The following is a 12,381-nucleotide window of genomic DNA, read 5'->3' as shown; positions in this document are numbered from 1 at the left end:
GTTTCAGTCCCATGGTTTATCTCCTTTGTTGCAATAAATGCTATCAAAGGAGCGGCATCAAACCGCGACACGTCCAAACTCGATGCTGGCCAGCGTATAGCGCGGGCCGCTCTTGGAGCCTTTGCCGAACTTGCGTTCATACTCGCGCCACTTGCGGCGGGACCAGGCCTTGAGGTCACGTTGCGAGACCAGGCGCGCACCGCGCACATGCTCTTCGTTCTTAAGGGATCGGCCGACCAGTGCGAAGACACCCAGGACCAATGCAAACGCAATACATGTTGGAAGCAGCGCCAGAAATGCAAACTGTTTGGCGTTCGCATTGTAGCGCATGTAGAGATCGCGCATCTCGGCATCGGCATAAATCTCACCAGCCGAGCGCGTGACCTGCCGACCTGTCAGATCGACATATGTGATCTGACGCGCTTCGCTGCCTTTCTGCTCGACGTTGAATTGCGCGACCCAATAAAAGCCCGTGAGACGGACCTTATCCAGCTCGTAGTTCTGAACCACGAACCAGCCGAACGTCACAGTGAAGACGAAGGCGGCGACTGCAATGGAGTAGCGGATCACTTGCGTGGCCATGCGGGTCCAGTGCTGGGTGGTCTGACCACCGCGGACAAATTGTGTGGGACGGCTTGTGCGCATGTGGGTTCTCCGTGCTGAGAGCGGACAAAGGGGTATCGTGCGCGTTCAGCCGGGGCTGAGCGCGGGGGTGATCCGGGTCACGTGTAAGGTTTGTTATGGTATATTATGGCAGCAGTACTGACCTGCTTGGAGCAGCCAAATCACTGTTACGGAGGTGCTTCACATCTCGCGGGCGTTGCGCCGCACGCTACAAAAGCCTTAGTCTGCACGACAGGCTTGGAAAATTGATCCCGACTTATTATATGTATGTTTAATTGATGAAACTGGCTTGGGATGAAGGCAAACGGCAGGACACTCTGCGCACCCGCAAATTGGACTTTGCCGATGTGGCGCATATCGACTGGGATACAGCCATCATCTTCGATGATGAGCGGCGTGACTACGGAGAGCATCGTCAGGTTGTGCTTGGGAAGCTGCGGGGTCGATTGGTGGTCGTCGCATTTACGGAGCGCGAGGGCGTAATCCGGGTGATTTCGATGCGCAAGGCCAACAGCCGCGAAGGAAAAATCTATGACACGTTCTGAACGAAAACCTCTGGTGGACGCTGACGGCGAGGTCCGCGAAATCACCAAAGACGATCTGAAGTTTGCGCGTCGCGGCCGCCCACCCATGAAGGAGGGAGAGCGCAAGGAGCGCACCACGATCCTGCTGGACCCGGACGTCTTGAGCAGCCTCAAGGCTGACGGCCGGGGTTGGCAGACACGAGCCAACGCGCTGTTGCGCGAGGCTTTGGGCCTCGACGCTGTGCGCAAGTGAAGAGGTCTGGGTAGAGCGGACCTCATCTCAGTGATCCCGCGTTGAAGATCGGGATGAGGGCACGACCACAGCATCACGCATCGCTTGCGCCCTTTGATCGTGTAGCCGGCGAAGGCACGTTGAACATCCGTTTCAACTCGGCATGCCACTCATCCGGGCATTTCGGCAAATGCCCGACATCGATCAACAGAAGTATCGTTGCAACAATCGTCCAGCGGCTGATTAAGGAACGGTCAGTCTCTGTCTCAAACGCAGCGTGAAGCATGAGACGCGGAAACCCATCGACGTCGATCCTTTTGCGAATAAGACTTGTAAAGGTATAGAGCGGTGAGATGTCCGTGTCTGGGCCGACATCCGAGTACCCGGCAACAAGCGTTGCCCAGTGCTCGCCGGGATGAGGAAGCAACTTGCAATGAGCCAGCGCAAGGAATGCCGCAACCACAGACCTTGAAAGACAGACACAGGATCCATTAGCGCCGTTGTACAGTGTCAGGACGGTATCAAGGCAAACGTCATTGTCATCAGCCATGTGCTCGTCCTCAGCAAATTGGTGGTGGGATCCAAGCAGTGTCATCTCAGCACCCCTTCCCGACCTTGGCGCGCTCGAGGTTGGCAGCACGCTCCTGAAGGGCGAGCGCCTCGTTCAGAGCACGGCCATCCTCGGGACTTCCGTTTGCGCGGACACCATTGGCCGCCATACCGGCGGCACCGACGGCCGTGCTGGTATTGCGAATGCCGTTGACCGAGCCTGCATTTGCGATTGCACCTGCACCGAGGATGGAGATGCCGGTGTTGATCATCCCTTTCTGGATGTTGCGCTTGCGTTGCACGGCGCGCTGCGCCTGGTCGATCTCGGAGAGGCGCGCGTAGATCGAGTTCAGTTCACCGGCGATTGATGCACAGCTGAGTGACAGATCAGCCTCGGAGGGCTGTGATTGCGCCGCGCGTTGGACACCCGCTATCGCATTCAGCGACTGACTCGCCCCGAGGACTTGTGACTGGCCTGAATCGCAAGCCGATAGTGCGAGGGCTGAGATGCCAAGAAGCGCTGCACGAAGGGTATTTTGAGTTTTTGTACAATGCGTTGTCATGCGTTCATTCTCCTTTGGATGAAGTATCGGTTTGGGCCGGGATGGGCTGTGCCAGAGCGACAAGCTGCGCGCGTCCGGCAGCGCCACGAGAGATCCCGCTCGGTCCGATAAAGGCAGGGGTGCCGCGCACACCCATTGTGCGGGCAAGATATGCGGACCGCTGAAGCTGCTCGGCGATGGAAGGATTCTTGGACGCTTCCGTGACGGCGGTGCCGTCCAGCCCAAGAACATCGAGGATGCGCAGAACAGTAGCGGGGTTGGCGTTTCTGTCTGCTAGCAGGATGCTATCAGCAAAGTCACGGTACGTGTCTTCGCCGTAGAGCGCTTTGACGGCCAGCGCCATTTCAGCGGCGTAGGTGCTGTCTTCGCCCAGGATCGGAAACTCGACCACGACCAGCTGCAAGTCAGGATCAGCGTCGCGCACAGCCGTCACATCTGGATGGACACGGCGGCAATAGCCGCAGTTGTAGTCCTGAAATTCGATCAGGATGGGCTTGGTCCGATCAAGGCCGACGAAGAGCTCATCCGCGTGGCGCGCGATAAGCTCGCGGTCCTTGCTGGACTTTTCTGCCGCCTGTTCTGCCTCGAGGACGGAGAGCACTTCGAGAATGATCTCAGGGTTCCCGATCAGAGCGCGACGGACGGCATCGACAAATTCAGGCGTGACCTCGGCAGGAGCCGTGACGTCCGGGATTTGGGATACCGGCACCACGTTCTGCGCCCCAGCCTGTGGGCCCCATGTGAGGGCAAGGCCCACAGTCAGGGCCGCAAACGAGGTGCCAAGTGATCCATCAAAACCAAAATATCGCATATACGTCTCCTTCAGGCCGCGTGTTCGCGCGGAAATTGCATTGTGGTGATGTTCGTGCTACGTTCGATCTCCAAACGAGAGGATCGAAAATGACGCGCCTGCGCCGCTATAGTCTTGTGCTTGCCTACTTCGCCGGGTTCTTCGGCGTTGTTGAGCTTCAGGAAAACGGAGTAATCACTTCCGAGGTGCCGGCGGTAGCTTTTGCGGTGGCGGGGTTTGTTTGGCTGTTCGCTTACATCTGGCAGAACCGTGGTCGTGGTAGCGAAAACCAGAGTGACGATAATGCTGCGTGTACTAACTGGCTCCATGACGTTCGAAACCCTAAGTATTTCAACATGGGTCCTGGTTCTCCCAGCTTTCGAGATCGCTAACTGCATCACTGGCGTTTCTTTCCGCTGAAAATATTCCCACCGATCTCAATGTCTGGGGCGCCGCGTTCAGCCTGCACCTCAGACCACCAGCGAGGCACGCTGTGCTTCTGGATCCCCTTATCGATGTAGGCCTGCATGCCTTCGGGCGAGTAATAGTGTGCGCTCGGTCCGCCCGACTTCGCGCAACGCCACGGCCAAGGCATTCTGGCGCGGGTAAGAAGCCAGTTTACGCATGATTTGACTGGGCTGGATTGCTCCAGTTTCCATGGTCACGGCGATCCTTAGAGTATCTTCCCAGTGATCGCGGATCAGATTTTCACGCACTTTGCCGCCGATCAGGCTGCGCAAGTTCTTGGGCGCGGCGGCAGGGTCGAAGAGGAAGAGCCGCTTTGACGGCAAGTCGCGGATGCGTGGCACGAACTGGAAGCCGAACAACGATGTCAGCGCGAATGTGTGATCGGTGAAGCCGCCAGTGTCCGTATATTGCTCTTTGATCTTCCTGCCCGCATCCGTGGTGAGCAACCCATCCAGGATGAACGGCGCTTCGTTCACGGTGGCTGGGATTCTCTGGGAAGCGAACGGGCCAAACTGATCAGACACGTGGGTGTAGGCCTTGATGCCCGGATCGTTGCCGTACTTTGCGTTGATCAGGTTCATGGCCTCGCCCTGCCGCGTGGTCGGGAAGAATTGCCCATCACTGGAAGCGGTCTCACCAAGCCCCCATAGACCCGCCATCGGCAGATCGCTTTGCGCCTCAACGACCATGGCGAGGGCTTGATTGATAGCGTCGCTGACAATGTGCCACTGCGAGATGCGCTGAAGCTGCCAGTATCCATGGCTGTTTGAAGCCTCAGCCATCTTGCGCAGGCCCAGGTTCAGCCCTTCGGCCAGGAGCACGTTCATCAGCCCAAGCTTGTCGGAACAAACAGCACCGGTGCGGAAGTTGGTGAAAGCATCGGTGAAACCGACCTCGGCATCTACAGCAAGCATGATATCTGTGATCCGCGCCTCGGGCATTTGCGCATAAAGATCGAGCACGAGCTGATCGGCTCCCTCCGGCACACTCGGAGGCAAACGGTCGATTTTCAGCGCACCCGCCTCGATGCTGGCGTGTGGCAGCAGCCCTTTGCTTGCCGCGCGGCCCAAGGTTTTCACGGCCTCGACCACCTCTTGTTTTTTTTTGGGTAAGCCATGCGTCCACGTCGAGGGGTGCCGCCAGCCTTGTACTGGTGGGCAAGGCGGATGCAGGCACCAGGGATTTAGACTGATCGCCAAACCGCTCTGAATGCGCCAGCCATATATCACCAGAGCGGAAGGCATCGCGCAGGTGGAAGAAGACAGCGACCTCCCACATCCTGATATCATCAGCCTTCAGGTGCCGATGCCACTTTGAAGTTTTGCGCAGGAAGCCTTTGGGCTGATCGTGCCCGGTGGTCTTGTCACGGATCAGATGCGCCGCTTTCAGCAAAGGTGCACAGACCGGTGCGGCCTCGATCTGCAAAACGCGCAACATGCGCGGGACATAGCGCCGGAACCGGCCCCATCCGCCAGTGACATTGGCAACTGGATCGGCGGCCATGGTGCTGGTCAATTTGCCGGCCACGGCAACCAGGCTTTCCAGTTCCGGCCACTGGATCACTGGCTCAAGCGGTTGATTGTCACCATGTGCCACCAAAAGAGACATGCCCATATCCTTGAAAGACAAGAGCGTGTCTCGGATGCTGGCTTGGGCATCATCAATCCGGGCATCGGCCAAGCGTTTGGCTTCGCGCCAAGTGCGTCCCACAATCCGGTCATGGGTTTCAACAAGAGCGTCAGAGATAGCAGCCTGCCATTCCAGGGCACACACGCCCATGATGGCATAACGGCGGTCATCGGAGAGGTCGCGCAATGCATCCGCAAAGTATCGTTCGCCGTGGCGGCGCAGGCGTTTGATCTTGTGCAATGGAATGTCGGCCACGAGATCGGCTGGCAGCTCAAGCTTTTGCAGGCGTTCCAGCCGATCCAGAAGCTGATTGGCAGCGCGTGAGTTGTTGCCCACATCGAATTGGCGCAGCCACACGAAGCGCGTTAGCTGGTCGGTGACCATGTCGTCCAGAAGCGCATCAAGACGCTGCCGCATTCGATCATCCAGCCGTCCAGCAATGACGGCATCGATCCGCCGTTCGGCAGCTACCAGCATCTCAGCACAGAGACGCTCTATGGTGCTGATCCCTGGCAAAATGATCTGGGTCTCGCGACACCGGGCGACCAAACGTTCCGCAAGGTCGAGATTGGACGTGGCGTGGAAGGCTTGATCCAAAAGCCATTGTCGGAGTTCTGCCGCACCACGACCCGTAAAGCTTTTGAAGCCGTAGATGTCACGCAATTGCGCCAGATGATTGTGGCGTGTTTCTTCCCGGCTGGCGTATCCGGCGAGATCACCCGCCTCGATCCCGATCTGGGTGGCCAGGAACCGCAATACCTCGATGGGGATGGTCTCACCCGATGCAAGCAACCGACCCGGATATCGCAAGGTACAGAGCTGGAGCGCGAAGCCCATTTTGTTGTGGGGGCGACGGCGCTGTTTGATCTGTTCAAGATCAACGTCATCGAGTGTGTAGTGCGCCTGCAGTCGGGCTGGGTCAGTTGGCAAATCTAAAAGGCGGGCCTGCTGTCGCTTGGTCAGAATGCTTCGTCTTGGCAAAATACGTCCCTCTTGATCAAATGGCTAAAAGGGACAATAATCAGGTCAGTAAAAACAAGCCATTATGACCGCCCAAGCCACACCAGTTCAATTGGGACAGCAAACGTCCGCTTTATTGAAACGGGCCGTGATCTACGCGCGGGTCTCAACCTCTGACCAATCCTGTGAACGGCAGATCGCCGATCTGACCAATTTCGCCGCCCGAGCAGGGTACGACGTTCTGGACATTCACAAGGAGACGATCTCCGGCACCAAAACCAACCGCCACGCCCGCAACCAGGTGATGGACTTGGCTCAGGCCCGTAAAATCGATGCTGTTCTTGTCACCGAGCTATCAAGGTGGGGTCGATCCACCCAAGACCTTCTCGATACGTTGAACCAATTGGCTGGCTGGAACGTCTCCGTCGTCGCGATGTCCGGCATGACCTTCGAACTCGACAGCCCCCATGGCCGGATGATGGCCACTATGCTGGCAGGCATTGCCCAATTCGAACGCGACCTCATGAGCGAGCGCATCAAATCCGGCCTCGCCGCCGCCAAGGCGCGGGGCAAAAAACTTGGACGCCAACCTGGCCAACGCCCAAAGTCAGACCGCCTGGCCCCAAGGGTGATGGCGTTGATCGAAGAAGGCCGCTCCTATCGCTGGATCGCCCGCGACCTCGGCATTTCCAAAAATACCGTGCTGGCGATTGCGAAGAGAACACAAAAAATCGAAGTGGATAAGGCCTCATGAAAATTGGCTGCACCTGCGGCGGCATCATCGTTGATCAGACAGATAGCCTGCCAAACAAAGCCTACGTCATCAGTGACAGAGATTGGCACGCCTTCTGGGATCAAATCGAAGAGGCCATGAAGGCATCAGAAAAACATGGCTACAGCTATCAGTTAATCGATCAAATCGTGGACCCGAGCCAGCAGGCTTGGGAGTGTCAAGATTGCGGGCGGCTGTTCTTAACGAAAGATGGTTCAAATATGACTGATGTGTTCAGGCCGGATGATGGCCAAGCAAAGAAGGTCTTCGATAGATCAGGATTTGCGACGCGACCAACACCGCAAGAACCTTAGCGCAGGATTCCGCCCCTATCCGCAACTGACCCCCAGATCGCTGATCACAAGATCACACGCCTCGACGAACTCCTCCCCTGGCGTTACGCTGCTCAGGCAGCGTAACCGGCACCGCCCAACCTCAACAGGGCGGGTTCAACGGACGGGCACTAAACACCTTATCTCGGTGTCCCCGAAACCGGCAGCAAGCCAGATTGGCACTACATCGATCCGGGCAAGCCCCCGCAGAACGCCTTCATCGAGTCATTCAATGGCAGCCAGCGCGATGAGCTCTTGAGTGAGAAGATGTTCGACAGGCTGGAAGATGCGTGACGAAAACTGGCGCTACGACAATAACCATGTCAGGCCGCACTCATCGCTCGGTAACCAGGCGCCTGCAGTAGCGTGCCGGACGCTTGAGCAACTTGACGGCTCCGCGCCCGGCGCGCTTCGGCGGGAGCCTTGCGGGGGCAGGTCATCACAACCTTACCACTGGATGCGTAAACCTGCGGTCAACGATAACCCGTTGTTGTCACCTGAACTGTCGCTAATCGACGTGCGGTAGGATGCCTCACCATACACGGTCTTGTTTTCATCCCATGTCACAGACCCACCCAGCCCGATTTCAGCCCATGTCGTGTCGGAGCTTGAGCTTAGGCTTGTCGCACCTACATCGACCGAATTGTTGCCCGAGAAGTCATGCAGGATGTTACCGATAATGTACGCCTTTTCACGGTCGCCTGACCGCTCATCATTGTTCTCGTATTCGTAGGCGAGGCCAATACGGCCAAAGAGGCTGGAATTTGAGTCGAGATCAACACCGTTCCCTTGTGAATCGACAAAATCGGCACCATCAACTCTTCCCCAGTTCAGTTGTGCCTGGGGCACCAATGTGCCATTTTGGCTTGTCTCGTATCGTTGACCGATTTCGAGGCTAAGGGCATAGGCCGTAGAGTCTTCACTCGTGGCCAGCGACCCGGCACTGGAGGAAAAGAAATCCGTGGAAAGCCAGTTTATCTGCCCTTGGGCGTCAGCATAAAACCCGCCATTGCCATACCAGGTTGCCGTCAAGCCCAGGCCATAACCGTCGCTGTCGATGTTGCCTTCACCAGATATGTTGGACACCGACGCGTCTTGTGCGCCATATTGCGCAGTTATGCCAAAAACCCATCGTCCATCATCACGTAGCTCTGGCTCAAAGTCATAGCCGACCTGCAAACCCCATCCGTCACGATCAATTTTGGTCCCAGTGTTTGATTTCGTCTCAAGACGGTCACCGTGGAACCTGAGCCATGCGCCTTTGCTGGGTTCCAACGGGTCTCGGACCAGCTCTTTGCCAGCCCATTGGCGCTGCCCCACACGTTGTTCCAGCGTTGGCAGGCGATTGAAACCGAACAGAGTTGCCGGTGCAGCTTCGTAGACAGCTCCGGTTGCATTTACACTTGCTCCGGCACGCAGCACAAAGCTGCCGGCATCAAACGCTAAATTGTAGTCATAGGCACCGGCCGTGACAGGCCCAGTTGCAAGTCTAAATGCGGATGGGGCAACCGATCCGGCGACCGTTATGACTTCGACGTCGTTGCCCGTCGCGGTGTCCGGGTCCAGAACCGTGACGATGAGGTCGGTTGTCCCGCTCGCATCGCCCGAAATAGCGATCAAGTCGGCTGTGTCAGTGACAGTATCGACGTCGACAAGTATAGAACCACCGCCGGTGTAGTCACCGCCGATAGTCAAGACATCGCCAACAACGCCGTCCTGCGTGGTAATAACTCCACTGTTTTGTACATTTCCGGATACAGAATAGACGCCGGTGCCTGCACCTGTCCCCACAAATCGCGATGTTGTGTTGATTGTCATGTTGCCGGTCAAAGCGAACGCTCCACCACCGTCCAAGACTGCGCCACTGGTCAGAGCCAGTCCGGTTCCGGCGTCAGACCCAACCGTCAAAGCACCGTCCGTGATGTTCAAGGTTCCGCCCTGAACCGTCACAGTTTCCCAGTTGATGATATTTGCCCCATTGGCCGTCACGTTTGCGCCCGCCAAGGTCAGTGTGTCAATAAACCCATCTGCGGTACTGACATCATCGCCGCCATCAAGCACTTGTCCAGCATAGACAGACCCTGATACCATTGCGTCGTCGGACCCATTCTGACCAAAAAAGCCTCCGCTCAGGACCCCACCGCTCCAATTGAATGTGTCGTCACCATCAGCCGCCGCAGCCGCGATATCGTCACCATAGATACTACCGGTCAGCGTGCCGCCGGTCAGGTTTATCACGTCATTGCCAAGCCCAAGAACCGCATCACCCGTGACCGTTCCCGCCGTTGTGAGCGTTGCGTTTCCGGACGCTGCTGCTTCGTCTACCCCGTCGGAATCGACGTCACCATCTCGAATGGCGACCCCCGAGGTCGATCCGTCAAGTGTAGCGGCAGAAGCGATGTCGATTGTACCGATGCCGGACCCGATTGTATGGACTGCCGCGCCATTGCCCGCGCCTCCCGTCACAGTTCCACCCGAAATGGTGGCGATGTAGTTGCCAGTCCCATTATGCTGTACCCGCACTCCGTCCGCATTTGTGCCAGATGAAGCGATTGTGCCGCCCGATACGCTTGCCTGCGCCACTGCATTATTCGCCGCCTCGTCGTTGCGGCTCAGGATACCGTGCGCATTAGCACCGGAGGTGACCACCGATCCGCCGGTCAGTGTCGAAGAGGTCGCGCCAAGTCCGTCATTCCAAGCTACCAAACCATAAGAATCTGCTCCGGACGTGGTAACAGTACCAGTCGTCATGGTCGTGGACGCTAGCGCAGTGCTTGCTGCACCTGTGACGTTGGCAAAAGTCCCGCGCGCGTTTGCGTTCGTCGTGGTGATAGTCCCACCATCGACGTTGGCAATGGCGGCCCCAGTTCCGGCAGCTACGGCCTGAACACCAGCTCCAAACGTGCCCTGTGTATCAATAGTGCCTGCTTGGATGGTTGCTGTCGCAGCGCCAGAGCCAGATGTTCGGGCTTGCAAGCCGCGCGCGCCAGCACCAGCAGTATTGATGGTACCATTCGCAAGGGTCGCGGTAGCTGTCCCGGTGCCGTTGTTCTGGGCCCGCACGGCATCGCCGTTCGCCCCCGTTGTTGTGATACTGCCGCCTGTGACACTAGCCGCCGCAGCGGCTGAGCTTGCCGCATTATTGATTAGCGCCTCAACACCGCGAGCGTTCGTCCCTTGGGTATTGATCGTACCTCCCTGCAATCCAGACGTCGCCGCACCCAAGCCGTTATTTTGCGCGATCAGCCCACGCGCGTTGTTCGCAGTCGTGGTTACCGAACCATCAGCCATCGTTGTTGTCGCAGTTCCGGCTCCCGTCGCATTTGACACAAGCGCCAAGCCCCCGTGCGCAAAGGTGCCTCCAGTCATTATTGTTCCGTCCGCTATGCTGACGTTAGCATTCCCGGCCCCTCTGGCTTCGGCCTGAACCGCACGGGCACTGGCACCGGATGTTGTGACCGCTCCGCCAACCACGCTGGCCTGTGCAAGACCGGAACCATTGGTGTCTGTCGACAAACCACGACCATTGGCACCGGTCGTTGTGATTGTTCCAAAGGTCAAGGTAACAGTGCTATTCGCAGTGTTCGCGGCGTTTGTAATGGTGCTGTTCAATCCGAATCCACCACTACCGCCAGTCACCAGCGCACCACCGTCCATCGTAGCTGTGGCAGCACCCAGTCCAAGGTTCTGAGCGAAAACGGCGCGGGTGGCAGCTCCAGTGCCTGTATTAATCGTTCCCCCGGAAATGCTGGCCGTGGCCGTCTGAGTGTTGAGTGCATTGTCAATCGAAGCGACCGCGCCGTGTGCGAACTCACCATCCGTCGAAATGTTGCCACCTGTAACAGTGGCCGTCGAAACACCAAGACCGGCGTTCTGCGTTTCGATACCTCGCGCGCTGTCACCTGTCGTCGTGACAGAGCCACCACTCATACTGGTTGTAGCACTGGCCGTGGATGTTGTGTTTGTGATCGTGCTAATGGCACCATGCGCAAATTCGCCCGCTGTTGTGACGGTGCCACCGCTGATCAGGGTCGATGATGCACCAAGGCCAGAGTTGACGGACTGAATGGCCCGTGCGCTGGCCCCTGTAGTGTCAATGAGGCCGTCCGTCAGCGTGGCTGATGCGGTCGCAGTGCTTGCCGCGTTGTCGACTTCCGCCAACCCGGCATGAGAGAAAGACCCGGTTGTGCTTATGTTGCCTCCGTCAATTTGTACGGTCGCGGTGCCGGACCCAAGTGTACGCGCGGAGATACCTCGTGCGCTCTGACCTGTTGTCGTGATGGCACCGCTTCCCAATGTCGTAGCAACGTTTCCCGAACCCTCTGTGCGCGTTCGTATGCCGCTACGATCATCCGTAGATGTCGTGATCGAACCAAAAAGCGTGGCGTTGGTCGTCACATTTCCGGTATTGGCGGCAGTCCCGTTCACGAACACGCCCGGATCCTGAACGACTATCCCTCCATCGTTGAGTTCCAGAGTAAACTCTTCTGTTGGCGTGTACGTAATGCCGCCTGCAAAAGTCCCGGATGGGCAGCTGATCGTGGTTGGACCAGCAGCGTCCGGACCACATTCATTAGCCGCACGTGCGGGCGAAACTGAAACACCAATTCCAACCAAACCGGCGATAGAAGCCGTTCCAAGAAATGGGGCGCAACTTGCCACTTTACCTGCCACCTTGGTTAGGCGGCCTCCGCGCAGGCAAATGCACGCCCTCTTCAAGTTGTACATGGTTATTCCCAATCTTAATCAGCGGTATTCCGCTCATCGCTACCTCGCAAGAATATGATAGCAAAGGGGAATTGATCACTTTTTTTCCCAACATTGGTATTGTTGCTTTTGTAGCACTGAGGTGCCCCTAGGATCAGGACTCATAGGCAGTAAATGACGAGTGCGGCGAGGGCGATTGCTGACAGGAAGACCTTTGGGCATCTATCGTAA

The 12,381-nt window shown here is 57.4% G+C and carries 10 protein-coding genes and 2 pseudogenes; 6 read left to right on the top strand and 6 right to left on the bottom strand.

The window, feature by feature from the left end; translation table 11 throughout:
* Positions 1-57: 57 nt before the first annotated feature.
* Positions 58-582 (bottom strand): hypothetical protein, encoded by a 525-nt coding sequence (locus Q0908_RS20060; protein ID WP_299289011.1) that lies wholly within the window; start codon positions 580-582, stop codon positions 58-60.
* A 320-nt stretch (positions 583-902) separates the two neighbouring features.
* Between Q0908_RS20060 and Q0908_RS20055 the strand changes: the two genes are divergently transcribed.
* Both Q0908_RS20055 and Q0908_RS20050 read left to right on the top strand, forming a co-directional pair.
* On the top strand, positions 903-1,169 hold the full coding sequence (locus tag Q0908_RS20055) for a BrnT family toxin (protein ID WP_299289008.1): 267 nt from the start codon (positions 903-905) through the stop codon (positions 1,167-1,169).
* On the top strand, positions 1,156-1,401 hold the full coding sequence (locus Q0908_RS20050; RefSeq protein WP_299289004.1) for a BrnA antitoxin family protein: 246 nt from the start codon (positions 1,156-1,158) through the stop codon (positions 1,399-1,401). Before Q0908_RS20055 ends, Q0908_RS20050 begins: the two co-directional genes overlap by 14 nt.
* Before the next feature lie 73 nt (positions 1,402-1,474).
* On the opposite strand, the gene Q0908_RS20045 is transcribed toward Q0908_RS20050, so the two are convergent.
* Genes Q0908_RS20045 through Q0908_RS20035 form a run of 3 tightly spaced genes read right to left on the bottom strand, consistent with a single transcriptional unit; the run spans position 1,475 to position 3,303 of the window.
* Positions 1,475-1,975 carry a hypothetical protein gene (locus tag Q0908_RS20045; RefSeq protein ID WP_299289001.1) on the bottom strand — a complete coding sequence of 167 codons (501 nt, stop codon included), beginning with the start codon at positions 1,973-1,975 and terminating at the stop codon, positions 1,475-1,477.
* Position 1,976: 1 nt separating this feature from the next.
* On the bottom strand, positions 1,977-2,492 hold the full coding sequence (locus tag Q0908_RS20040) for a hypothetical protein (RefSeq protein WP_299288998.1): 516 nt from the start codon (positions 2,490-2,492) through the stop codon (positions 1,977-1,979).
* A 4-nt stretch (positions 2,493-2,496) separates the two neighbouring features.
* The gene (locus tag Q0908_RS20035; protein ID WP_299288995.1) at positions 2,497-3,303 is read right to left on the bottom strand and encodes a DsbA family protein; all 807 of its coding nucleotides are present in this window, start codon (positions 3,301-3,303) and stop codon (positions 2,497-2,499) included.
* 89 nt (positions 3,304-3,392) lie between these two features.
* Between Q0908_RS20035 and Q0908_RS20030 the strand changes: the two genes are divergently transcribed.
* Complete coding sequence (locus tag Q0908_RS20030; RefSeq protein ID WP_299288991.1) at positions 3,393-3,674, top strand: hypothetical protein; 282 nt, start codon at positions 3,393-3,395, stop codon at positions 3,672-3,674.
* Between the two features lie 147 nt (positions 3,675-3,821).
* Here Q0908_RS20030 and Q0908_RS20025 read toward each other — a convergent pair.
* Positions 3,822-6,360: pseudogene (locus Q0908_RS20025) on the bottom strand (Tn3 family transposase); the annotation flags it as partial.
* 64 nt (positions 6,361-6,424) lie between these two features.
* On the opposite strand from Q0908_RS20025, the gene Q0908_RS20020 reads away from it, so the two are divergent.
* From Q0908_RS20020 to Q0908_RS20010, 3 genes and pseudogenes are all read left to right on the top strand, one after another.
* The gene (locus Q0908_RS20020) at positions 6,425-7,093 is read left to right on the top strand and encodes a recombinase family protein (RefSeq protein WP_299288988.1); all 669 of its coding nucleotides are present in this window, start codon (positions 6,425-6,427) and stop codon (positions 7,091-7,093) included.
* Positions 7,090-7,425 carry a hypothetical protein gene (locus Q0908_RS20015; RefSeq protein ID WP_299288985.1) on the top strand — a complete coding sequence of 112 codons (336 nt, stop codon included), beginning with the start codon at positions 7,090-7,092 and terminating at the stop codon, positions 7,423-7,425. Before Q0908_RS20020 ends, Q0908_RS20015 begins: the two co-directional genes overlap by 4 nt.
* A 189-nt stretch (positions 7,426-7,614) precedes the next feature.
* Positions 7,615-7,969, top strand: a pseudogene (locus Q0908_RS20010) (transposase); the annotation flags it as partial.
* On the opposite strand, the gene Q0908_RS20005 reads toward Q0908_RS20010, so the two are convergent.
* Positions 7,891-12,171, bottom strand: coding sequence for an autotransporter outer membrane beta-barrel domain-containing protein (locus Q0908_RS20005; RefSeq protein ID WP_299288983.1), 4,281 nt, complete (start codon positions 12,169-12,171; stop codon positions 7,891-7,893). The pseudogene Q0908_RS20010 and the gene Q0908_RS20005 overlap by 79 nt on opposite strands.
* Between the last annotated feature and the right edge of the window lie 210 nt (positions 12,172-12,381).

This window comes from uncultured Tateyamaria sp., assembly GCF_947494755.1.
Taxonomy (GTDB): domain Bacteria; phylum Pseudomonadota; class Alphaproteobacteria; order Rhodobacterales; family Rhodobacteraceae; genus Tateyamaria.
Note: the sequence above shows the minus strand (reverse complement) of the source record. Positions and strands in the feature narration are given on the sequence as shown.

Bases quoted from the DNA above. Each gene is read 5' to 3' on its own strand.
- Q0908_RS20020 (WP_299288988.1), top strand. From the start codon at position 6,425: ATGACCGCCCAAGCCACACCAGTTCAATTGGGACAGCAAACGTCCGCT.
- Q0908_RS20005 (WP_299288983.1), bottom strand. From the start codon at position 12,171: ATGTACAACTTGAAGAGGGCGTGCATTTGCCTGCGCGGAGGCCGCCTA.
- Q0908_RS20040 (WP_299288998.1), bottom strand. From the start codon at position 2,492: ATGACAACGCATTGTACAAAAACTCAAAATACCCTTCGTGCAGCGCTT.
- Q0908_RS20035 (WP_299288995.1), bottom strand. From the start codon at position 3,303: ATGCGATATTTTGGTTTTGATGGATCACTTGGCACCTCGTTTGCGGCC.
- Q0908_RS20060 (WP_299289011.1), bottom strand. From the start codon at position 582: ATGGCCACGCAAGTGATCCGCTACTCCATTGCAGTCGCCGCCTTCGTC.
- Q0908_RS20045 (WP_299289001.1), bottom strand. From the start codon at position 1,975: ATGACACTGCTTGGATCCCACCACCAATTTGCTGAGGACGAGCACATG.
- Q0908_RS20055 (WP_299289008.1), top strand. From the start codon at position 903: ATGAAACTGGCTTGGGATGAAGGCAAACGGCAGGACACTCTGCGCACC.
- Q0908_RS20015 (WP_299288985.1), top strand. From the start codon at position 7,090: ATGAAAATTGGCTGCACCTGCGGCGGCATCATCGTTGATCAGACAGAT.
- Q0908_RS20030 (WP_299288991.1), top strand. From the start codon at position 3,393: ATGACGCGCCTGCGCCGCTATAGTCTTGTGCTTGCCTACTTCGCCGGG.
- Q0908_RS20050 (WP_299289004.1), top strand. From the start codon at position 1,156: ATGACACGTTCTGAACGAAAACCTCTGGTGGACGCTGACGGCGAGGTC.